Below are 21,749 nucleotides of genomic sequence, written 5' to 3' on the forward strand. Positions count from 1 at the left end.
AGCCACCGATGCAGTCGCTACTGGCGTTCTGTGCCTCGGATGCTTCCCGAGCGCGGGCGGACGCCTATGGCGGCTACGATATCGAAAGGATCGGCACGGTTCAGTGGAACTCGTAGATCATTGCGGTTGAAATCGCGCCTTCCGCTCGGCACACAATGGAGGCCAACCCGAAACATCTCATTGGCATTCCCCTCTCATTCTCGTGCACCACAACAAGCATTGGGGCGCACTGATGCGCGAAAGGGTGGACACCTATCAAGACGCGAGCCACGCTGCTGCGCATCTGACCGCCGACGCGTGGGAGGCACCCCGTTGAACTGGTTCGACATGGGCTATATCCAAGATCGCCTTTGACGCCACCCCAACACTCTTGATGGAGGGCCAGTGGTCCAGCCGAACACAAACGGCAGCGATCTCTTACCGCGCACGATGAAAAAACCATTGAGTATTCGTTCTCCGCGAAGAACGTCCGCAATTTTTGTCCGTTCGACGATCAGTCGACCCGACTGCCAACGGCAGATCCCGAGGCGCATTTCGTTGCCATATGGCTGTGCGATGTTGCGTAAGACGGCCTGTAGGAGCGGCAGACTGATTTTTTGTGCCCGTTTTTGGCACCGAAATACTGGCCGCAGCCTGCCCGGGATGGTCGGTATCGGGTGTCTATGTGTATGCACTCTACTCCGACCTCCGCTTTGCGCTCAAGGTTGCCCACGCTCGTTGCGAAGATTTTACGCAGGGTCAGAAAGATATCGCGGTGTTCTGAAAAACTCTTTGAAGAAGTGTACGACCGATTGATCGGTTTTGCTACCAATTTTTCGTTCCAGTCTTTAAGCGCCTTGGCCGATACCTCGCGACAGTGAATGTCGGCTCCCAGACCTTCGAACCATTCACATTGCCGTCGCAGCAAACGACCGCTTTCCGCCGATTCTGTGGAAAAACAACGTGTTGCTGGCGCAGTAAGTGGTGCTCTGAACGAGGCGCGCGCGCTTTCCTGATCAGGCTTTTCGCGTTTGCAGCGGTGCGGGAAAGATCTTGGCCAGTTTGCGGAGGTTTTGGGCGGTGGCGGCGAGGAGGAATTCGTCGTTTGCGCCGCATGGACCACAAAATCGGAGTCGGCCCAGGCCGAGTATACGTTTGAGGTGCGCGACGAGCATCTCAACCTCCTTCCGAAGCTTCATTGAGACGTCGTATTGACGGGTCTTGGCAATGCCGCGGGCCACGTCTCTGGCGTCTTCGTGTTCTTCGCGGGTGATCTTACGGGCCTCGGCGTTGGGGCAGCCTTTGGATTTGGATGGGCACGCCTGACAGGCCTCTTTCAAGGCACGGTAGCGCGCCGTGCCCTTGCCGGTCGGCCCTCGGTTCGGGTCGGAGTAGTTGCGGCGGAACTGCTTCAGAGCGTGACCCTCGGGACAAATATATTGATCGTTCTCGGCATCCCACTCGAAGTCCGCCCGCGTCCATGTCCCATCGTTCCGACCGGCCTTGTCTATAACCGGGATACGGGGTGCGATCTTATGATCCACGAGCCAGCCCAGCATCGGTCCTGAACCATAGGCGGTGTCCGCGATAAGGCGTTCGGGATGCAGGTCGAACTTTGCCTTCACCCGCTCCAGCATGGTCTTGGTCGACCCAACCTCGGCCTGTCGGATCGAACGCGTCGCCTAGACATCGACGATCATGCCATGATCCGTGTCGATCAGGTAGTTGTCCGAATAGCTGAAGAAAGCCGGCCCTTTGCGCGCCGCCGTCCACTGGCTGGCCGGGTCGGAATGCGACGTGAACTTGGGCTGGACCTCGCTGGCGGCACCGAACGCGGCCTCGTCCAGAGTGTCGAGATACTCGCGGACCGCGCGGGGTGCATCGGCCGGATCAATCTGCGAGACGTCCCAATCCTCCTTCGGCGTCGAGTTCTGCGTGTTGGCATCTGCCTCCCCTCTCGGGACATTGCTCCGCAATGCCCTGCCGGACAGTGGATCAGGCTGGTGTCTACCGCCATGCGCTGACCGCTCACGAGCCTTGCCTCGATGCAGCGTGCGACGGTCGTCTCAAACAGATGGCGTAGAAGCTCGCTGTCGCGGAAACGGCCCCTCTCGGCAGATTGCTTCGCAATCGCCTGCCGGGCAGCGCATGGCGGTTCTTGGAAAAGGTAGAGTGATCCGGGACCCGATCAGCCAGGTCGAGCCGGCAAAACCAGCGATACGCGAGGTTCAGATGCACCTCCTCGCAGAGTCGTCGCTCCGACCGAATGCCGAAGCAATAACCGACCAGCAGCATATGGATCAGCAGTTCGGGATCGACGGAGGGACGGCCCGTGTGGCTGTAGAAATCCGCAAGATGGGAACGAATGCTGCTCAGGTCGACGAACCGGTCGATGGATCGAAGCAAGTGGTCACGCGGGATGTGATCCTCAAGCGAGAACTCGTAGAACAGCGCCGGTTGCGCCTCCTGCCTTGGTCCCATCATCGCTATCCCTCCCGCCCGCTGGCAGAATTGAATCAGCAGGATGCCCCTCGATCAAGCGCGAGTTTTTCAACAGAATATGCCGATTCCGCTGAATAACTCTTTTGTTGCAAATGCGAAATTCGGAAATGTGGGAAGCCATTCCCCATCGAGCTGATTGCCAACTTGATATCGCTGAAGTTTGAGCAACTCGGAAAATTGTTCTTCCAATTCTGGCCCCGACGCGCCGAATGAGAGTTTTTCAACACAATCCGCCCATTATGGCATGCTATCGCGGATGGAGAGGCTAAATGAGTAGCTTCAACAGGGTTTTGAAAACTTGAGACCACTTTGACAACGCCCCCAAATCTCATCTTCTACATCGGATTTCTGTTGCTGCGTGTGATTGCACCAGAGCTTCGGCAATGAAGCGAAAAAATAATCCGACGCCTTCAACAGCTTGTCGGATCTTCGTCTCGATCGGATCGATAAAGAAATGCGCTGACCGATACATTTCAACTGCATGTACCTCTGCGCCGCCTGAAAGTTTCGTGTGTACCGTCGATCGTCCACGATGGCGTGTGCGGTGTGCGCGCTTTTTGCCGGTCGGAAAGGCAATGCCAGCTTTGACGACCAGCAATTTAACCGGCCAAAGAACTTGCAGTCTTCAGAAAACCGCGCGCGGGTGGGCGCACGACGCACATCTATCAGCCGTTCGATTGTTCAATTGATCGTATCTGTCAGCCCCACAGGTTGCCCTGTGACGACGAATGTCAGCTTCTCTGGGGCAAGCCGTTCGCGGGCGACGCGATTGATGTCTTCCAGGCTGACAGCGTTGACCATGTCATTTCGGTTGGCGATATATTCGGTTCCCAACCCGTCCATCTGCATTCCGACCGCGATGTTGGCGATTGTTGCGTTGCCATCAAAACGAAGCGGGTAGGCGCCGGTCAGATAAGTCTTGGCATCGTCCAATTCTTCTTGAGTAACACCATTCTCGCGAATGCGCGTCCACTCAGCGGAAATGACTTCGACCGCCTCGGCCACACGATCATTGGCGGACGCCACGCTGCCCATCCAAAGCTGTGCATCGTCACGGTCTGCAAGATAGGAATACACACCGTAGGTCAGGCCGCGTTTCTCGCGCACTTCGGTCATGAGCCGGCTTTCGAAACCTCCGCCGCCGAGGATATGATTCAGCACGAATGCCGCGAAGAAATCCGGGTGCTCGCGTTCCAGGCCGGGCTGCGCGAAAAGCGCGACCGATTGCGGTGTGTCGTAGTCCACAACCTTAATCCCGCCGGGCAGGTTGAGCGTGGCATCCTCGGGAAGAGGCGCTCCTTTTTCCGGCAGATCAGAGAGAAGCGAGTCAAGCAAAGCAGACAGTTCTTCGGCCGTGATATCTCCCACGGCACTGACGTAAAGCCGGTCCCGTGCGATGGTGTCGGCGTGCGCCGCGACAATATCCTCGCGTGTCAGCGCGGTCACGGTTTCTACAGTGCCGTTCTCATCGCTGCCATAGGGATGATCCCCGTAGACAAGCGAGGCGAAGCTCGCGCTGGCGATTTCCTGGGGGTCTTTCGCGTCCGACTGGATGATGGAGACCACCTGTGCCCGAACGCGCTCGATCGCCTCATCATCGAAGCGCGGATTGACGAGCGTGTCTTTCAGTAGCGCCACCGACTCGTCCCGATTTTCGGTCAGAAACCGGGCCGATACGCCTAGCGAGTCCGGGCCAGCGTCATACGAAAATGACGCGGCCAGCGTGTCTGCTGCGCGGGAAAAGGCGCGTGCATCCAGGTCACCGGCGCCTTCTTCCAACAGACCTGTCATCAGGTTGACCGCGCCGCGTTTGCCCGGTGCATCCAACGACGTCCCGCCCCGAAAGCGCAACTCAAGAGCGACGAACGGAATCGAATGATCTTCGACCAGCCAGGCATCGATACCACCGGCTGTGGTGATCTCCTTGATATCGACTTCGGCACGCGCAGGCAGTGCGGCGAACATGACGATGGCGGAAAGGATAAATGCGGTGAGGCGGATCATTGGGTCACCTCCTTGGCGGTGATGTAGCCTGTGACGGAGTTGTTGTCCTGAGCGAAAAGCTCTCGTGCGGCTGTCATGATGTCCTCTTCCGTGACAGCTTGGAGAATGTCGGGCCAGGCCTGGATATCTTCGACCGTCAGTCCTTGGGTCAGGCCTCTGCCATAGCGGTTGGCAATCGCGCTGACATCGTCACGCGCGTAGATCTCCGAGGCGCGAATACGGGTTTTGATCCTCTCAAGGCGTTCGGAATCCAAGCCCTCTTCGAGGAAGTCTTCAATTACCTGATCCATTGCGGTTTCTGCCTGTTCAAGCGTGACGCCAGGCGCTGGCACGACTGTCAGGTTGAAGGTCGTATCGTCAAGCGAGGTGCCGCCGTAATACGCTCCGGTATAAACCGCCGTGCGCGTGTCGAACTGAAGCTTGTCGTTCAGGATCGATGTTGTTCCATCGCCCAGAACGTCGGCCAGTATGGTCAGGGCCGCCGCAGTCTCCTGATCGCCGGAATCCCGCTCGGGCGCCAGGTACGACCGTTGCAGGTATGGCTGCGCGACACGGGGATCCTCGTAGTAGACACGACGCTCTGCCAACTGACGCGGCTCTTGTGGCCGGGCGCGTTCCGGCAAGTCTGGATTGGCCGGAATAGGCTCGTAGTACTTCTCGGCCAGCGAACGCACCTCGTCGGGCGTTACATCGCCAGCCACGACCAAGATCGCATTGTTGGGGGCATAGTAGGTCTTGTAGTAGTCCAACGCGTCGAAAAGCGACAGGTCGACCATCTCGTGCTGCCAGCCAATGATGGGAACGCCGTACCTATGGTTGAGGTACTGTGCGGCATCGTGCTGTTCGCGGAAAAGAGCGGAGGGGTTGTTCTCGATGCGCTGGTTGCGTTCTTCTATGATCACGTCGCGCTCGGTCAGGATGTCCTCTTTATCGAGCTGGAGGTTGACCATGCGGTCGCTCTCCATCTTCATCATCAGCTCAAGACGGTCGGAGGCAACACGCTGGAAATAGGCCGTGTAATCGTAGCTGGTGAACGCGTTGTCCGACCCGCCATTGCGTGCCACGGTGGCGGAGAACTCTCCGGGCGCCATATTTTTCGTTCCCTTGAACAGCAGATGTTCCAGGAAATGCGCCACGCCGGAAACGCCGGGTTTCTCGTCGGCCGAGCCTGCGCGGTACCAGACCATGTGCACGACGACCGGTGCGCGGTGATCCTCGATCACGACGACGTCCATGCCGTTTTCCAGCGTGAAGCTGGTCACCATGTCGTCAGCCAGGGCTGAGGTCGCACCGATTACAGAAAGGCACAGGCCAGCTAGCCAGTTGCGCATGAATGTCTCCCCTGTGGTCAGCAATCGCATTGCAAGGTAGATACGCCGCGTATCGGGCGATTCAACTGTTCTGACCTTGTTGTGAGCGCGCGAGAGGCGTCAGCGGCGTCCACCCTCTGGCGGGTACGACGGTGTCGGAACCCCAATTCGGCGCAGGCGGGTCGCCTCGGCATTCGAATCGAGCCATTGGCGCCGGTACGCGAGGTTGTAGTCGTCGTTCCTGCCAATGTTCAGGATGTTGACGCGACCGCGTTTCCTGCGGATCTCCACGTCCTCGCGGGCAAGAGTTTGACGGATGCCCGGCACCAAGCCAAAGCGGTTGGCGTAGTTGACAAGCCCGCCATCGGCCTGGCCGATCCCGGTATTGGCAAGCGCGGCAGGATTGCCGCCGAGCGCGGCGACGCTGTCACCCCGAGGGGTCGGATCGGTGATGTTTGTGCCGCCCGGCGTGGGTGCCGGCAAGGCGCGGTAGCTGTCGGGCGCTTGCAGCGGCTTTCCGGGGACAATGTTGAACTCCTCGGGACCATTGCCCGTGTTCTTGATCCGGGACAGCGTGATATCCCTGTCGCGCCCGCCGCAGGCGGAGACCGCCATTGCGAGGACCAAGATCAAAATCGCCCGAAGTTTCATTGCCCACTCCTGCTTCGTTCGGTCAGCCTTATCGCATTCAGCCCGGAACGTCACGCCGCCTTTTTGCTGTCGCTACTAAAGATTACCATGCCGAAGGCGCCAATGAAAACCGCGATATCAGCCACGTTGAAAGAGGTCGGGTTGGTGAATCCGCAACACGACATATTCAGGAAATCCGCAACTGCGCCATAGATCAGACGGTCGATGACGTTGCCAAGGGCGCCGCCTACCAGAAGGCCCGCCGATATCTGCTGCCATCGGCCATGCGGATCTGTCCAGACCCACCAAAGAACGGCACCGACAATCACAAGAGCGACAACGATCCAGATCCAGGGGCTGGCCCCGGCAAAGGCGCCAAAGTTGATCCCGGTATTCCAGGCCATCTCTAGATTAAGGTAAGGCGGGAAGACCTCGATCGACAGGACACGCTTTAGGTCGAGCACCTGTACCACCCAATATTTCGTGATCTGATCCAGCACGAAGATGACACTGGCCACCCAGACTACGGTGCGCATACTGCTCTCCTTAAGGGTCAGGCTTTACCTGCCGCCCGTTTTTTGTTCGGTCCTTAGTGCCGGAAATGGCGCATACCGGTCAAGACCATGGCAAGGCCGGCCTTGTCGGCCGCGGCAATGACCTCATCGTCGCGCATTGAACCGCCGGGTTGGATGACCGCGGTCGCACCGGCCTCGGCAGCGGTCAGCAAGCCATCGGGAAAGGGGAAGAACGCGTCGGAGGCAACCACGCTCCCTTGGGTCAGCGGTGCGGACAGGCCCAGTTCGGCGGCCATGTCCTCCGCTTTGCGGGCGGCGATGAGGCAACTGTCGACGCGGCTCATCTGGCCCGCGCCTACGCCCACGGTGGCGCCGTTGTTGACGTAGACAATGGCGTTTGACTTCACGTGCTTGGCGACCTTCCAGGCGAAGAGCATGTCTGCCATTTCCTGGTCCGACGGCGCGCGCTTGGTCACGACCTTTAGGTCATCGGCAGACACCTGCCCGCTGTCCTTGTCCTGCACGAGGTACCCGCCCGAAACCTGCTTCAGCATCAGCGCCGCCTCTGCCGGATCGGCGAGCCCGTCCGTGGTGAGCAGGCGCAGGTTCTTTTTCTGCGCGAAGATCGCCATGGCTGCTTCGTCGGCGCCGGGCGCGATCACGACCTCGGTGAAGATGCCGGCGATTTCTTCCGCCGTTGCTGCGTCGAGCGGCTGGTTTAGCGCGATGATACCGCCAAATGCCGAGGTGCGGTCACAGTCGAAGGCGCGCATGTACGCCTCTTTCAGCGTGTCCGCACGAGCGACGCCGCAGGGGTTCGCGTGCTTGATGATCGCGCAGGCGGGACCGTCCGAGGCGGCGAATTCGCTGACCAGCTCGAACGCTGCGTCGGTGTCGTTGATGTTGTTGTAACTCAGCTCCTTGCCCTGCATCTGACGCGCCGTGGCGACGCCGGGGCGGGCGGAACCGTCGGTGTAGAACGCCGCCGCTTGGTGCGGGTTTTCGCCATAGCGCAAGGTTTGCGCCAGCTCTCCGGCGACCGCGCGGCGGCGCGGTGCGGTTTCCCCAAGCGCCTTGGCCATCCAGCCAGAGACAGCCGCGTCATAGGCGCCGGTACGAGCATAGGCATTGAGCGCGAGTTTCTGGCGGAAGGCATAGGTGGTCTGACCGTCGTTGGCGTCAAGCTCGGCCAGAAGCGCCTCGTAATCCTCGACGTCCACGACGACATTGACGAAAGCGTGGTTCTTGGCTGCAGCGCGGATCATGGCCGGACCGCCGATGTCGATATTCTCGATACAGGTATCATAGTCCGCGCCCCTGGCGACGGTTTCCTCGAACGGGTAGAGATTGACCACCAGCAGATCAATGTCGCCGATGCCGTGTTCGTCCATGGCGGCCACATGGTCATCGTTGTCGCGCAGAGCCAGCAACCCGCCATGGACCATCGGATGCAGCGTCTTGACGCGCCCGTCCATCATCTCGGGGAAGCCCGTGACCTCGGCCACGTCTTTCACGTCCAGCCCCGCATCGCGCAGTGTCCTGGCGCTGCCGCCGGTCGAGAGCAGTTCGACATCGCGCTTGGCAAGGGCCTTGCCCAGATCGACCAATCCGGTCTTGTCGGATACGGAAAGAAGCGCGCGGCGCACGGGGGCAAGATCGGTCATGAGGCAGCTGTTCCTTGTGGCAGTCTTCGGTCTGTTCAACTGAGAGCCACCGGCGTCTGCCCGTCCTCTGCCAGATCGCGTACCCCGATCGGAGAGTCTTGTGGCTTGGCCAGTGACCATCTCGTGCGCGTCGCATACTCCATCGCGCGACCGGATAGAACGATTTGTTTGGTCGCACGTGGTTTCAGACGGCCCGTTTCAAGGTAAACGCTTGATTCGACAGAAAGGCTGGTGGTCCCGTCTCCTCGGAAAATCCAGATCTCGCCGCTTTTCAGGGCCATGGAGACGGCTGTTCCGCCCATGTCGACAGAGACATCGACATCGGGATGCAGATGAAACCGGATGTCGAAGGGAATGCCCCTCAACTTGATCGTATCGAGAACGCGGTCAAACCGCCTTTTGTCGGAATCCTCCAAGGCAAGAAGCATGTCTTCCCCAGCTATCCCGCGCCCGTCGAACGTCATTTCGAGCTTTCTTACATGGGTCAAGCCGTACCCTTTGACATAGCCATCGTGTCCGCCCTCGAACGTCAGGCCGTCGGGCGCATGGTTGACACGGATCGGCACGTCCAGTGGGCCATCGACAAGCAAGTCCTGCTTGTGCGGGCCTTTTCCAAGCCGGCTGCTGGAGTGGCCATTCAGGACCAGTGTAGAATGCGACGGCGTCGCCCGTCCGGCGCGCCGCCACGCAGCGCCGAAACTGGCACCGGCACCGCAATTGACGATCAACGGCCGGCGTCCAGCTGTCAACTCGAAGGCCAGAGTCGAGGCATGGGCTCCGCTCGAGGCCTTGCCTTCCGGCGGCACGGCCGCGTCCACGATCAGAGAGCTGCGTCCGGCACTCAGCCGCGCAAACCCCATCGACAGACCGTTAGCGTGGCGTCCCTTGATCTGGCTCGCCGCAAGCGCGGCATCCAGCCTCCCGTCAAGCCCGCGCCCCCCGCCATGGAACCGCGCCAATCCGCCGTCCGCGTGGCGCAGTGTGCGCAGCGTTGGACTGATCCGCTCGATCGCGGACCAATGCGCCGGCATTGGACTTTGCCCGGCCGCGGTCAGGGTTTCGGCGGCCCATGTCAGCAAGGTGAAAACCTCGAGCAGTTCTTCAGGGTTGCGCGTGGGCAGACCGCCCTGTTCATCCACTTGGCGGGCGCACTCTCGTGCCAGTGCCGCCGACGCGGGCCCGACATGGGCTGACAACCCCTCAAGCGATAGACCGGCATAGACTAGGCCGGTCAAGGCTTCGAACCGGGGCAGACCCGGCGTCGTGGCCCGCCATCTGCGCGAAAGAAATTGCGTCTGCTGCGCCAATGACCGCAGGAACTCGTCCGATTGCGTCTGGGTACGGCCGGACAGCAAGAAAATCGCATGATTGATCCAGCGAATAACGCGCCGCCCCGCTAGGTCCGGTGTCCAGCCGGGGCCGTGCCCGCGTCCGTAAAGGTCGATCCAGCGCCATAGCCAGTCCTGCGCACATGCACGCGCTGTGGCGTCCCCTGCAGCCGCGAGGTCATCCAGCCAGGTAAAGCCATGCACCTCGCGCGAGAAATCGGTATCAGGGGGCGGGATATCCCACGGCGTCTTGCCGGGATCGCGTACAAGATGTCCTGAAAACAGGAAGTTGCCGGCGCATAGCTGCCGGCCACGCGCGAAACTGCCGATGGTGCGGGGGTCAGGCTGAGAGACGAAAGCTGTCACCCGGCCGCCGAATGTCGCTCGCCGCGCAGCGAGTCGGTTCAGAAACCGCGTCACACGCGGTAAATCTTGCTTGGATGTCGACATCGAATCCCGGCCTCGGCACGCTCTTTGCGGCGTTGTTCATGCAGTATACTGCGCTGTGCGGCTCAAGTCACGGATGAACGCACGCGGTCCTGTCAGTCCTGTCGCAAGACGGCGATGTAGAATCCGTCCATGCCGCCAAGTTCAGGCCAATAGTCGGGCCGCAGGCGCAGGCCACCCTCTTCGGTTTTCCAGCCCGGGTCAATTCCTGGCAGATCCAGGGCAGACGCGTCGGTGCGCAGTCCGTTGTGGCGGGCCAGCGCCTGTTCCACCTGAACCTCGCCTTCGTCCGGCAGCAGAGAGCAGGTGCAAAAGATCAGCCGACCGCCCGGAGCCAGAAGGGTAAGCGCATGGTCGAGCATCTGTGTCTGCAGCGCGATCAGCGCGCCGAATTCCGATCCGTCCTTTGCATAGGGAAGGTCGGGATGGCGGCGGATCGTGCCGGTCGCCGAACAGGGCGCATCGACAAGGATGGCGTCGAAGGGGCCGCCTTGGTAGCGCAGCCCGTCGCCAACGACGATTTCGGCGGATAGGTTCGTTCTGGCGAGGTTTTCGCGCACGCGTTCCATCCGCTTTTCCGAGATGTCGAGCGCCGTGACAATCGCCCCCGCAGCGGCAAGTTGCAGCGTCTTTCCGCCCGGCGCGGCGCAGAGGTCGAGCACGCGCTCGCCTGCCTTCGGCGCAAGGGTGCGCGCCGGCAGTGCCGCCGCGGCGTCCTGGACCCACCACGCCCCTTCGGAGTAACCGGGTAGCGCCGAGATCTGGCCCGGGTTCGCGAGACGTAAAGAACCGCTGGGCAAAACCGTGGCACCAAGACGGTCGGCCCATTTGCTTGGGTCCTCGTCCGGTTTGAGGGTCAGATCGACAGGCGCGCCACTGAACTGCGCTTTCTCCATTGCAGAGACCGCGCCGTTGCCCCAGGCCGATACGAGCGGATCGCGCAACCAACCTGGCAAGCGGGGTATGCGCAGATCTTTCCAGGGCTTGCCCGCGTCGCCGGCCATCTGTCGCAGGATGGCGTTCACGAGTCCCCGAAGGCGCTTGTAGCGTGGATGCGTGCCGACCAGAGAGACCAGTTCATCCACAACGCCGTGGGCGTCGCCCCCGGTGCAAAGCTCGACGGTGCCAAGACGCAGAATGTTCATGACATGCAGTTGCGGCGTCTTGCGAAGTTGACGGGACAGCAACCGATCAGCGCGATCCATGCCGCGAAGTGTATCGCTGGCCAGTCTGAGGGCGCGTGCGCGATCAGGTGCGGCAAGGCGCGATAGCGGAGCACTTAGTTCTGACAAAAGGCGGCCTTCGCCCAACACCTTGTCAAGCAAGGCCACGGCAGTGCTGCGGGGAGTCGGCGCGGGCATGAGAGTTCCTTGGTCTTTGAACAGAACGCGCCTATATCAGGCAGACGCAGACGAAGGAAGCCTGACCATGACCGATGGAAGCAAGGACCTTACGCCCGAAGCCAAGCGCGCTTTGGCGGAGGCCGAAGAGCGACGCAAAGTGGCCGAGCAGGTCAAAATGCCCAAGGAACTGGGAGGGCGCAAAGGACCCGAACCTGTCCGTTACGGCGACTGGGAAAAGAAAGGTATAGCAATCGACTTCTGAGCTATACCTGTTCTTCGGTCTTACTGAAGTCGAAGATCGGCGTATTCGCCGTTGCCCTGATCCGAAATAAACCGGACAGTCGATCCTTGTACCCGCACAGCCTGGCAGTTCGGACCCAGGTTGCGCTGACCCCAATAAAGGTCACGGCAGAAGTATCCCGACTTCCATTGCCACGCGCCAGTAACGGGGCGGCCGAACGCCTTGCCCTTGATCTGGCCTGACGGCGTTACCGTCAGGTTGATGCCAAGCCGGGTAAGATTCTTGTCGGCGACCACCGACAAAAACTCGGACTTGTCGTCGATCTGGTTGAATTCTTGCGCGATGGCAGGTCCTCCGGCCATGGCGGCGATAATCGCAACTATAGTCAGGCGCATTTTTTGGCTCCCGTTACAAACAACATTGTCTACGGGCCGCCGGAGCGATTGGATCAGTTTTCTTTCAGTCCCAGCACGTCGAGCATGTCGTATTCGCCGGGTTTGCGCCCTTGCCCCCACAACGCAGCCTTGAGTGCGCCGCGGGCGAAGACCGCGCGGTCAGAGGCGATGTGACTCAGGACGATACGCTCGCCTGCAGTGGCGAACATCACGTCATGTTCACCTACAATATCTCCACCGCGAATTGCCGTGAACCCGATATGACCCCGCGTGCGAGCGCCTGTTATACCATCGCGGCCCCGATCCGCATTCTGTTCAAGAGATACGCCGCGTCCGTCAGCGGCGGCCTGTCCCAACATCAGGGCTGTGCCCGAGGGAGCATCTACCTTCTGGTTGTGATGGGCCTCAATGACTTCAATATCGTAATCCTCGTCCAGCGCTTCGGCGACCTTCTTGGTCAGTTGGACCAAGAGGTTGACGCCCAGGCTCATGTTGCCCGCCCGGATGATGGTTGCATGGCGACCAGCGGCATTGATTTTCGATAGATCCTCTTCGGAAAGCCCGGTTGTGCCGATGACATGAACGCAACGGGCCTGTGCCGCAAGCGCCGCGAATTCGACTGTCGCCGCAGGTGCAGTGAAATCCAGAATTGCCTGCGCTTGCGAGATCTGCTCCAGCGGATCGTCCGAGACGATGACGCCGATCGGCGCGCCGCCCATCGCTTCCCCGACGTCTTGTCCGATCCAGGCGTGACCGGGCCGTTCCAGCACGCCGACAAGCCGGGCGCGCTCCGAGGCCGTCACGATCTCGGTCAGCATTCGGCCCATGCGCCCGGAGGCGCCGGTCACCACGATCCCCGGTAGGTCGGTCATGTCATTCTCCGTTTTCTTTTGCGAACTGCATAACGCGGTGATCATCGCTTGGCAAAGACAAGCACAGGGCTTAGATGCTGTCCTATGGCAAAGAACAAGTTTCATGACGGGCCGGGGCCGTCGCAACGGCAGTTGCGTGTCGGAGAATTGATCCGGCGCACGCTTGCCGATGTGTTGGCGCGCGGCGATATTCACGACCCGGAGCTGAACCGCCTGTCGGTTACCGTGGGCGAGGTGCGAACCTCTCCGGACCTGAAGGTGGCGACGGCCTATGTCCTTCCGCTCGGTGGTCATGGCAAGGATGACGTGCTGGATCTTCTGGGCCGTAACAAAGGCGAGTTGCGCCGGATTATCGGCAAGAAGGTCGGTCTGAAGTTCGCTCCGGAGCTGAGGTTTCGGTTGGACGAAACCTTCGACCAGCTTGATGAGACACGACGCCTGTTCGCGCAGGACGCCGTGCGACGCGACGTCGAGAACTGATGCCATGTGGCGCGCGGTTCTCGTCGCACTGGTGCTGATGGCGGGCCCCGCCGGCGCCGTGGAGTGCCAGCAGATTAGCTATGATGGCGCACGCTACACGACCTGCAAGGTCGATGTGGGCAGGGAAAAGCTGCGCCTCTTCCTGAACGATCCGATGACAGGCGAGCCATTGGGCAGTTTCTCGAGTGTCGAGCGTCAGGTGCGCGGCGAAGGTGGAAAATTATTGTTCGCGATGAATGCCGGCATGTACCATCAGGATCGCAGCCCGGTTGGCCATTATGTCGAGGCAGGCAAGGCAACGAGGCCCTTGGTGACACGCGACGGTCCGGGCAATTTCGGATTGTTGCCAAATGGCGTATTCTGCGTGCAGGTCAACCGGGCCGACGTTTTCGAAACGAAACGCTTCGACCGTGAAAAGCCTACCTGTCGCTTTGCCAGTCAATCGGGTCCGATGCTTGTGATCGACGGTCAGCTTCACCCGCGATTTCTTGAAGACAGCGACAGCGTATACGTGCGCAATGGCGTGGGCACGTCGGCGGACGGGCGCACGGCGTGGTTCGTGATTTCCGAGGACAAGGTTAATTTTCACACCTTTGCCCGTATTTTTCGCGACCTTCTGAAAACACCGCAGGCGCTCTATTTCGACGGCAGTATCTCACGTCTTTATGCGCCACAGCTTGACCGTCACGATGGCGGTTTTCCGATGGGTCCGATCGTGGGTGTTGTCGCCGAGTGACGCAGCGGTGGTCAGTTGACTTGCGTAAGGTGCCGCGATAGGCGGCAGCTTTTACGCACATCAGAGGCAAGACAGTCATGGGACGCAAACGCAAGGGACGCGATATTTCGGGCTGGCTGATCGTAGACAAACCGGCGGGTCTCACCTCGACCGCGGTCGTCAACAAGGTGCGCTGGGCGTTTCAGGCGAAAAAAGCGGGCCACGCCGGCACATTGGACCCCGAAGCGACTGGCGTGCTTGCCGTCGCGCTGGGCGAAGCGACGAAAACCGTGCCATTCATCACTGATGCCCTGAAATGTTACCGCTTTCTCGTACGGCTGGGGCAGGCCACCAATACCGACGATGCAGAAGGTGAGGTGACTGCTGAAAGCAGCAAGCGGCCAAGCGATGAAGAGATCAAGGCTGCGCTGTCTGGCTTCGTGGGCGATATCCAGCAAGTGCCGCCAAAGTTCTCGGCCGTGAAAATAGACGGCGAACGCGCCTACAAGCGCGCCCGGGACGGCGAGGATTTCGAGGTATCCGCGCGCCCGCTTTGGGTGGAGCAACTTTTGATGATCGATCGGCTGGATGCCGACACTGTTGAGCTTGAACTGGTCTGCGGCAAAGGCGGCTACGTGCGCTCCATCGCGCGGGACCTCGGCGAGGCGCTGGGCTGTTACGGACATGTCGTCTGGCTGCGCCGGGTGTGGTCCGGGCCTTTTCAGGCCGAACATGGCGTGACGATGCAGCAGGTCGAGGCACTGGCCCACGATGCAAAACTGGACCAATACCTGCGACCGTTGGAAGAGGGCCTGAGTGATCTGCCGCGCGTCAGCTGCAACGAGATGAGCGCGGCGCGGCTTCGGCACGGAAACCCGGCGCCAGTCATCGGAGCGGACGTCGAGTATGGCGACGAATGCTGGGCTGCGCTCAAGGGCCAGGCCGTGGCAGTCGGGCACTTCAAGGGCGGGGAGCTTTATCCCAGCCGGGTCTTCAACCAAGGACCGGTGTCGCAATGACGCAAGACTCGCACGATCCGGGCGGAAAGGTGCGTCTGCGTCTGCCCGATGGCGTGGTCGGCGGAGCAAGATTTTCTGAATGCGGTCGATACCGGCAAGCCCTGACGCGGGACTGGACGCCACAAGGGGCAGAACCTAGGACGGTTCTGTTTGTCGGGATGAACCCTTCGGTCGCGGACGCAGCAGCGTCGGATCCGACGTGTCACCGCGAACTCATGTTCGCCCGTGACTGGGGCTTCACCCGCTATTTCAAGGGCAACATCCTGGACTGGCGCGCGACCTCGCCCAAAGATATCCCGCATGATCCCGCAATTGCGTGCAGCGTCGCAAACATTCCCGCGCTGGTCGACATGGCGCGGCAGGCAGGGCTGGTTGTTTTGGCCTATGGCAAGCTTCACCAGCGCTATGCAGATCTAACGCACAAGGCTGTGTCCGCTGTCGCGTCGACGGGACGGCCATTGAAATGCCTGGGGTTGAACAAGGACGGATCGGCCAAGCACCCGCTCTATCTTCGCAAGGACACGATCCTGCAGGATTTCCCGACACCTTTGTAAGGTCCGCCCCAAGAATGAAAACGGGCGCTTCGAAAAAGCGCCCGCTCTAAGTTTCAACTATTCTGTCCGCGTCACTCGGGAGCGTCTTCAGGCTCTTCCAGCGACAAGGCGACAAAGCGCGGCTCACCGGCGCGGCGCACCAGAAGCAGGATAGACTTACGACCGGCCTCCCGAGCGTCTTCGATGCGGGCCTCAAGGTCCGAGATGCTGGACAACTTTTGTTGACCCGCTTCGGTGATGACGTCACCGGCACGCATCCCTTTCTCGTAAGCTTCGGACAGGTTGTCGATATCCGACACAACCAAGCCGTTCGCGTTGTCATCAAGCTCCAGCTGGCTGCGCAGCTCGTCGTCAAGCTGCGTCAGTGTCAGGCCGAGGAGTTCGGTCTCCGACGGCTCATCGGCTTCGCCCGGTTGAGCTGCGGGAACAACACCCTCGGCGGCCTCGCGACGGCCAAGCGTGACACGAAGCGTCTGGGTCTTGCCTTCGCGGAAGACGACGACGCGTACGGTCTTGCCAACGGCGGTGTTGCCAACCCGGCGAACAAGGCCTCGGGTATCTTCCACCTCGAAACCATCGAACTGCATGATCACGTCGCCCGCCTTCATGCCGGCATCTTCTGCGGGGCCCTCTGGGACGTCGGTCACAAGCGCGCCGGCAACCTTTTCAAGGCCCATGGCCTCGGCCACGTCATCGGTGACATCCTGAATGCGGACGCCCAGCCAGCCACGGCGGGTTTCGCCGAATTCCTGCAACTGATCGACCACACGGGTGACCACGTTCGACGCCATCGAGAAGCCGATGCCGATCGAACCACCATTTGGCGACAGAATTGCGGTGTTCACACCGACGACCTGGCCGTCAAGGTTGAAGAGCGGACCACCAGAGTTACCGCGGTTGATGGCGGCATCCGTCTGAATGTAGTCGTCATAGGTGCCCGACAGTTCGCGATTCCGGGCCGAAACGATGCCTGCCGAGACCGAGAAGCCTTGACCCAGCGGGTTGCCCATCGCGATGACCCAATCACCGACCCGGGCGGTGTCACTGTCGGCAAAGCTGACGAAGGGCAAAGGTTCGTCCGCGTCCACCTTGAGCAGCGCGATGTCCGTTTTTGGGTCCGTGCCGATAACGGTTGCCTCAAGTTCACGTCCAGAGAAGAACTCGATAATGATTTCATCGGCCGTTTCGATCACATGGTTGTTTGTGACGATGTAGCCGTCTTCCGAGATGACGAAACCCGAGCCCAATGCCGACGTCCTGCGGGGCCGGTCACCATTATTGTTCCGGTCTTGGAAATCACGGAAGAAGTCCTCGAACGGCGAGCCCTCAGGCACAATGGGCGAAGGTCCGGTGCCCTGAGCGACAACAGTTGAGGTGGTGATGTTTACGACAGCCGGACTGACTTTCTGAGCCAGGTCGGCGAAGCTTTCTGGCCGTGCATTGGCGCTGATCGCTTGTGCGACAACCAAGACCATTGCCAAGGCCGTAAGCCAGAGCGCGCGGATCGCGGCTGGCGGATTGATAGTGTGAGAGAGAGTTTTTGCTTTCACGCGAGACCACTCCTTGATCGGTATTTGTAACAAGACGCCTGCCGCATGTGCCTGCGACATGGCTGTTCTGCTCTTAATTTAGGGACGCTGTACGCAAACGCCAATTTCACAACGGGATGTCACGCCCATGTGAACGTTTTATGTGCTGGCGCGCAATAGGTTCGGGTCATGCCCCGAGCATTTTCCCGCACCAAACCAACACAACCCCGAACGCGAGCGCAGCGAGACCGATTAATCGGCGCTGATCGTCGGGCAGGGCGCGAAGCGAGGCGAGCAATTGCTCGACAAGCGAAGGGGCCAGTGCGTACACCAGCCCCTCGACAATCAGAACAAGCCCAAGGGCCAGGAAGATCGTTGCTATCAATTTGTCACGTTCTCGCTCAGCGGATCTTCATCTTCTGCCGTGGTGTCGTCTTGGGGCGTATCCTCGGCAGTCGCTTCTTCTTCGGAATTTTCATCCTCGGCTGCCGCCTCGGCCTCTTGCTGCGCTTCCTGTTCGGCGGCATCTTCCTCAAGGCGCTGACGCTCGCTTTCCGGCAGGTCCGGCGAGATTTCCGTTTCCGGCGCCATTTCACGCAGGCGTTCTATGTCAAACTCTTCCAGCGCGACCTCGCCCAAGCCGTCTGCCCGCACGGCATCGAACATCTGACCGAGAAATCCGCTCTGAGGCGAAAAGACGATGGTCGAGTTTTCTTCGTTCATCGACCGTTCAAGCGCGGTAAGCGAGCGATAGAAGGCAAAGAAGTCCGGATTGTTTCCGAAGGCCTCGGCATAGATCCGGTTGCGCTCCGCATCGGCCTCACCGCGCGTGATCTCCGCCTCGCGTTCGGCGTTTGACACGGTTTCCACCACGGTCCGGTCCGCCGCGGCCCGAACACGCTGGGCCGCTTCGTTACCGCGGGCGATCTCGTCGGCGGCCTCACGCTCGCGTTCGGCTCTCATCCGCGCAAATGTCGCCTCAAGGTTCTGTTGGGGCAGGTTGGTCTGCTTCAAACGAACGTCGACAATCTCGAGACCCAGCCCGGCGGCACTTGCACGTGCCTGTTCAAGAATGCGCACGGCCAGATCTCGCCGCTGAGGCGACAGGATCGTATCTGACGTCACCTGGTCCGCACCCAGCACCTCGCGGATCTGGGCATTCAGAACCGACGCAAGACGGTCCTCGGCCACACGTGTGCCTCCGATGCCGACGGCCTGCCGGAACTGGACGACGTCGGCAATGCGATAGCGCGTAAAGGCATCGACCACGAGGCGGCGGTCATCCGACGGTGTCACCTCGATCGCATCGGTGTCCAGAGACAGGATGCGCCGGTCGTAGCGCACGACATCCTGGATGATTGGAATCTTGAAACCCAGACCGGGTTCTTCGACCACTTTCTTGATCTGGCCGAATTGCAGCACGAGCGCCTTTTCCCGTTCGTCCACGATATAAAGCGACGAAAGAAGACCCATGACCGCAACGGCCAACACGGGAAGAAGAAGGGCAGATTTACGCATCAGTTCGATCCTCCGTTTCCGGACTGGCCAGAGCGGCGCAATTGATCAAGTGGAAGGTAAGGCAGAACACCCTGTCCGGACGCGCCGGTGGATTCATCCAGCAGGATCTTCTCCATCTTGCCAAGCGTGCGTTCCACGGTTTCGAGATAAAGGCGACGCTGAGTAACTTCGGGCGCCTCGTTGAATTCCTGCGCCACGGCGATGAAGCGGCTGGCCTCACCGATGGCTTCGTTGACAACCCGGGCGCGATATCCTTCGGCCTGTTCCAAAACCTGCGCGGCTTCACCCCGGGCCTCGGCCAGAACTCGGTTGGCATAGGCATCGGCTTGGCGTTGCAGACGATCACGTTCCTGCTCGGCGGCCTGAACCTCGCGGAAGGCGTCGATCACTTCGCGTGGAGGATCAGCCGTGTCGAGGTTGACACGGACGATGTTGATGCCGCTGTCGTATTCATCGAGCGTGGATTGAATGTTTTCGCGTGCCGTGTCTGCGATGATGCCACGATCCCGGTTGAGGATCGGCGCCAGGTTGGTGGCGGCGATGATCTCGCGCATCACTGCCTCGGACACGGCCTGCACCGTCAACTGCGGGTCACGAATGTTGAACAAAAGTTTCGCGGGATCGTTGATGTTCCAGACGACCTGAAAGTCGATGTCGACGATGTTCGCGTCGGTCGTCAGCATCAGGCCGTCACCGCCTGAGGCGCTGCCACGGCCGCTGCCGATATTTTCTGTCCGCTCGGACGTGACGTTGACAACCTCGGCCGAGACAAGCGGCCACGGCGCGAAATTCAGACCCGGATCGCCGGTCGAATAATACTCGCCAAGAAAGAGCTCAACCGACTGTTCTTCCGGCTTTACGGTGTAAAAGCTTGCAGCCCCCCAAAGCGCAACTGCAATTAGGGCGCCGATCACGATCGTACCGCGACCGAAACCCGGTCCGCCGCCACCATCGCCGCCTGCGCCGTTCCCGCGGCCTCTGCCACCGCGACCGCCCATCAGAACGCGAAGCTGATCTTGTCCCTTGCGCACAAGTTCGTCGATCTCGGGGATCTGAGAGCCGCCTTCGGGTGGGCGCCGGTTGCCGTTGCCGCGATTGCCGCGATCGTCATCGTCGCCGCCGCCCCGGTTTCCTCCCCCGCCGCCCCAAGGGCCGCCAGAATGTCCAGCCATGAAATCTTTTCCCTTCATCCAATCGCGCAACGCGCCATCCCTGTGTCATAACTGTGCACAACAGTCAAAAATTCAACCACTGCGCATTGGGTCCCGCATGGTCACGATCTCTTCGGACAAGGTCGGATGCACGGCAACGGTCCGGTCGAAATCTGCTTTTGTCGCGCTTATCTTGACCGCAATGCCGGCCAGCTGGATCATTTCGCCCGCGCCCGGTGCGACGATGTGGCAGCCCATGACCCTGTCGGTTTCCTTGGAAACGACCAGCTTCATCAACACTCGGTAGGGCTGTCCGGCAAAGGCCGTGCGCATCGGCCGGAACGAGGTGCAGTAGACGTCCACCGGCTCTTTTTCCCGGGCTTCTTCCTCAGTCAGTCCAACGGTGCCGAATTCGGGCTGGGTGAACACTGCGGACGGGATCAGCTTGTGATCGACCGGCGTCGGGTTGTTCTTGAACACGGTTTCGACGAAGGCCATGCCTTCGCGGATCGCGACGGGTGTCAGGTTGACCCGGTCGGTCACGTCTCCAATGGCGTAGATCGAAGGCACAGACGTCTGGCTGTACTCGTCCACGACAATCTGGCCCCGGCGCCCCAGTTCGACGCCCGCCTCCTCGAGGCCCATATCCGTCGTGTTCGGGTTGCGCCCGATGGCGAAGAGGACCGCGTCGAACTCCGCTTCCTTGCCGTTGGTCGCCTTCACCCGGATCGGGCCTTTGTAGTCATCCGGGACTTTGGCCCCTTGTGAAAGCTCTCCTGCCGGAGCGCCCATAGAGGCCTCGGATTCGGTCAGCTCGCCCTCGGCTGGACGCCCCTCGCTGGCCGGTGCCATCTCCACGATGTTGGTGCCGAAATGCAGGTCGATGCCTTTTTCACTCATACCTTCTGCGATGATGCCGCGGGCTTCCTCGTCGAACCCGCGCAGGATTTGGGCGCCGCGATAGTAGAGCGTGACATCCACGCCAAGCCCGGCCAGAACGCAGGCGAACTCGCACGCAATGTACCCGCCACCGACGATAAGGATCGACTTGGGCAGTTCTTCCATGTGGAAAATGTCGTCGGACACCATCCCGAGTTCCGCATTCGGAAGGTCGGGGCGTACAGGGTGCCCGCCGGTCGCAACGAGGATGTGTTTCGCCGTGACTTCCTCGCCGGAAGAAATCGTAATCGTATTCGCGTCCTTGAGGCGCGCACGACCGTCGAACATTATGACCCCGGAATTGTCCAGAAGGCTGCGGTACACACCTTCCAGCCTGTCAAGCTCGCCATGCAGACGTTTGCGAAAGCCGGGCCAGTCGAAGGCAGACAGCTTCATGTCCCAGCCATAGGCGGCGGCTTCGTCGGGGAACGTCGAAAACTCCGACGCGAAGACCATCAGTTTCTTAGGAACGCAGCCACGGATAACGCATGTTCCGCCGTATCGGTCCTCTTCTGCCAGTGCGACCTTCGCGCCGTTGGCACTTGCCACACGGGCAGCGCGGACCCCTCCGGACCCACCGCCAATGACAAAAAGGTCATAGTCGAATTCCATGG

The 21,749-nt window shown here is 60.5% G+C and carries 19 protein-coding genes and 1 pseudogene; 5 read left to right on the top strand and 15 right to left on the bottom strand.

The window, feature by feature from the left end:
* Positions 1–995 precede the first annotated feature (995 nt).
* From XM53_RS05925 to XM53_RS05960, 8 genes and pseudogenes are all read right to left on the bottom strand, one after another.
* Positions 996–2,463 (bottom strand): annotated as a pseudogene (locus XM53_RS05925) (IS1182 family transposase).
* Positions 2,464–3,162: 699 nt separating this feature from the next.
* Positions 3,163–4,485: a M16 family metallopeptidase gene (locus XM53_RS05930; protein WP_057791306.1), complete on the bottom strand. Its 1,323-nt coding sequence runs from the start codon at positions 4,483–4,485 to the stop codon at positions 3,163–3,165.
* On the bottom strand, positions 4,482–5,816 hold the full coding sequence (locus XM53_RS05935; protein ID WP_057791308.1) for a M16 family metallopeptidase: 1,335 nt from the start codon (positions 5,814–5,816) through the stop codon (positions 4,482–4,484). Before XM53_RS05935 ends, XM53_RS05930 begins: the two co-directional genes overlap by 4 nt.
* Before the next feature lie 99 nt (positions 5,817–5,915).
* Positions 5,916–6,446, bottom strand: coding sequence for a DUF3035 domain-containing protein (locus tag XM53_RS05940; RefSeq protein ID WP_057791310.1), 531 nt, complete (start codon positions 6,444–6,446; stop codon positions 5,916–5,918).
* A 50-nt stretch (positions 6,447–6,496) separates the two neighbouring features.
* Positions 6,497–6,961, bottom strand: coding sequence for a signal peptidase II (gene lspA, locus XM53_RS05945; protein WP_057791311.1), 465 nt, complete (start codon positions 6,959–6,961; stop codon positions 6,497–6,499).
* Positions 6,962–7,014: 53 nt separating this feature from the next.
* The gene (gene purH / locus XM53_RS05950) at positions 7,015–8,604 is read right to left on the bottom strand and encodes a bifunctional phosphoribosylaminoimidazolecarboxamide formyltransferase/IMP cyclohydrolase (RefSeq protein ID WP_057791313.1); all 1,590 of its coding nucleotides are present in this window, start codon (positions 8,602–8,604) and stop codon (positions 7,015–7,017) included.
* A 35-nt stretch (positions 8,605–8,639) separates the two neighbouring features.
* On the bottom strand, positions 8,640–10,382 hold the full coding sequence (locus XM53_RS05955) for a heparinase II/III family protein (protein WP_057791315.1): 1,743 nt from the start codon (positions 10,380–10,382) through the stop codon (positions 8,640–8,642).
* A 92-nt stretch (positions 10,383–10,474) separates the two neighbouring features.
* Positions 10,475–11,740 carry an RsmB/NOP family class I SAM-dependent RNA methyltransferase gene (locus tag XM53_RS05960; RefSeq protein ID WP_057791317.1) on the bottom strand — a complete coding sequence of 422 codons (1,266 nt, stop codon included), beginning with the start codon at positions 11,738–11,740 and terminating at the stop codon, positions 10,475–10,477.
* A gap of 67 nt (positions 11,741–11,807) precedes the next feature.
* Here XM53_RS05960 and XM53_RS05965 point away from each other — a divergent pair, with 67 nt between their 5' ends.
* On the top strand, positions 11,808–11,984 hold the full coding sequence (locus XM53_RS05965) for a DUF1674 domain-containing protein (protein ID WP_057791319.1): 177 nt from the start codon (positions 11,808–11,810) through the stop codon (positions 11,982–11,984).
* Positions 11,985–12,004: 20 nt separating this feature from the next.
* On the opposite strand, the gene XM53_RS05970 is transcribed toward XM53_RS05965, so the two are convergent.
* Both XM53_RS05970 and dapB read right to left on the bottom strand, forming a co-directional pair.
* Positions 12,005–12,358, bottom strand: coding sequence for a hypothetical protein (locus XM53_RS05970; RefSeq protein ID WP_057791321.1), 354 nt, complete (start codon positions 12,356–12,358; stop codon positions 12,005–12,007).
* A 53-nt stretch (positions 12,359–12,411) separates the two neighbouring features.
* A complete protein-coding gene (gene dapB / locus XM53_RS05975) occupies positions 12,412–13,230 on the bottom strand; it encodes a 4-hydroxy-tetrahydrodipicolinate reductase (protein WP_057791323.1) in 819 nt (272 codons plus the stop codon).
* An 84-nt stretch (positions 13,231–13,314) separates the two neighbouring features.
* Between dapB and rbfA the strand changes: the two genes are divergently transcribed.
* The 4 genes from rbfA (at position 13,315) to XM53_RS05995 (ending at position 15,998) form a co-directional block, all read left to right on the top strand.
* A complete protein-coding gene (rbfA, locus tag XM53_RS05980; RefSeq protein ID WP_057791324.1) occupies positions 13,315–13,710 on the top strand; it encodes a 30S ribosome-binding factor RbfA in 396 nt (131 codons plus the stop codon).
* 4 nt (positions 13,711–13,714) lie between these two features.
* Complete coding sequence (locus XM53_RS05985) at positions 13,715–14,446, top strand: phosphodiester glycosidase family protein (RefSeq protein ID WP_057791326.1); 732 nt, start codon at positions 13,715–13,717, stop codon at positions 14,444–14,446.
* Between the two features lie 77 nt (positions 14,447–14,523).
* Complete coding sequence (gene truB, locus XM53_RS05990; RefSeq protein ID WP_057791328.1) at positions 14,524–15,444, top strand: tRNA pseudouridine(55) synthase TruB; 921 nt, start codon at positions 14,524–14,526, stop codon at positions 15,442–15,444.
* Positions 15,441–15,998 (top strand): DUF1643 domain-containing protein, encoded by a 558-nt coding sequence (locus tag XM53_RS05995; RefSeq protein WP_057791330.1) that lies wholly within the window; start codon positions 15,441–15,443, stop codon positions 15,996–15,998. The genes truB and XM53_RS05995 overlap by 4 nt, the downstream gene beginning before the upstream one ends.
* 71 nt (positions 15,999–16,069) lie before the next feature.
* Here XM53_RS05995 and XM53_RS06000 read toward each other — a convergent pair whose 3' ends face one another.
* From XM53_RS06000 to XM53_RS06020, 5 genes are all read right to left on the bottom strand, one after another.
* A complete protein-coding gene (locus tag XM53_RS06000) occupies positions 16,070–17,473 on the bottom strand; it encodes a DegQ family serine endoprotease (RefSeq protein WP_236544430.1) in 1,404 nt (467 codons plus the stop codon).
* A 241-nt stretch (positions 17,474–17,714) separates the two neighbouring features.
* Entirely contained in the window at positions 17,715–17,909 is a 195-nt protein-coding gene (locus tag XM53_RS06005; RefSeq protein ID WP_057791383.1) for a DUF2065 domain-containing protein, read from the bottom strand.
* Positions 17,909–19,045 carry a protease modulator HflC gene (gene hflC, locus XM53_RS06010; RefSeq protein ID WP_057791332.1) on the bottom strand — a complete coding sequence of 379 codons (1,137 nt, stop codon included), beginning with the start codon at positions 19,043–19,045 and terminating at the stop codon, positions 17,909–17,911. The genes XM53_RS06005 and hflC overlap by 1 nt, the downstream gene beginning before the upstream one ends.
* The gene (gene hflK, locus XM53_RS06015; RefSeq protein WP_057791385.1) at positions 19,045–20,217 is read right to left on the bottom strand and encodes an FtsH protease activity modulator HflK; all 1,173 of its coding nucleotides are present in this window, start codon (positions 20,215–20,217) and stop codon (positions 19,045–19,047) included. The genes hflC and hflK overlap by 1 nt, the downstream gene beginning before the upstream one ends.
* Before the next feature lie 72 nt (positions 20,218–20,289).
* A complete protein-coding gene (locus XM53_RS06020) occupies positions 20,290–21,747 on the bottom strand; it encodes an FAD-dependent oxidoreductase (protein WP_057791334.1) in 1,458 nt (485 codons plus the stop codon).
* Between the last annotated feature and the right edge of the window lie 2 nt (positions 21,748–21,749).

The organism is Roseovarius atlanticus, assembly GCF_001441615.1.
Classification (GTDB): Bacteria; Pseudomonadota; Alphaproteobacteria; order Rhodobacterales; family Rhodobacteraceae; genus Roseovarius; species Roseovarius atlanticus.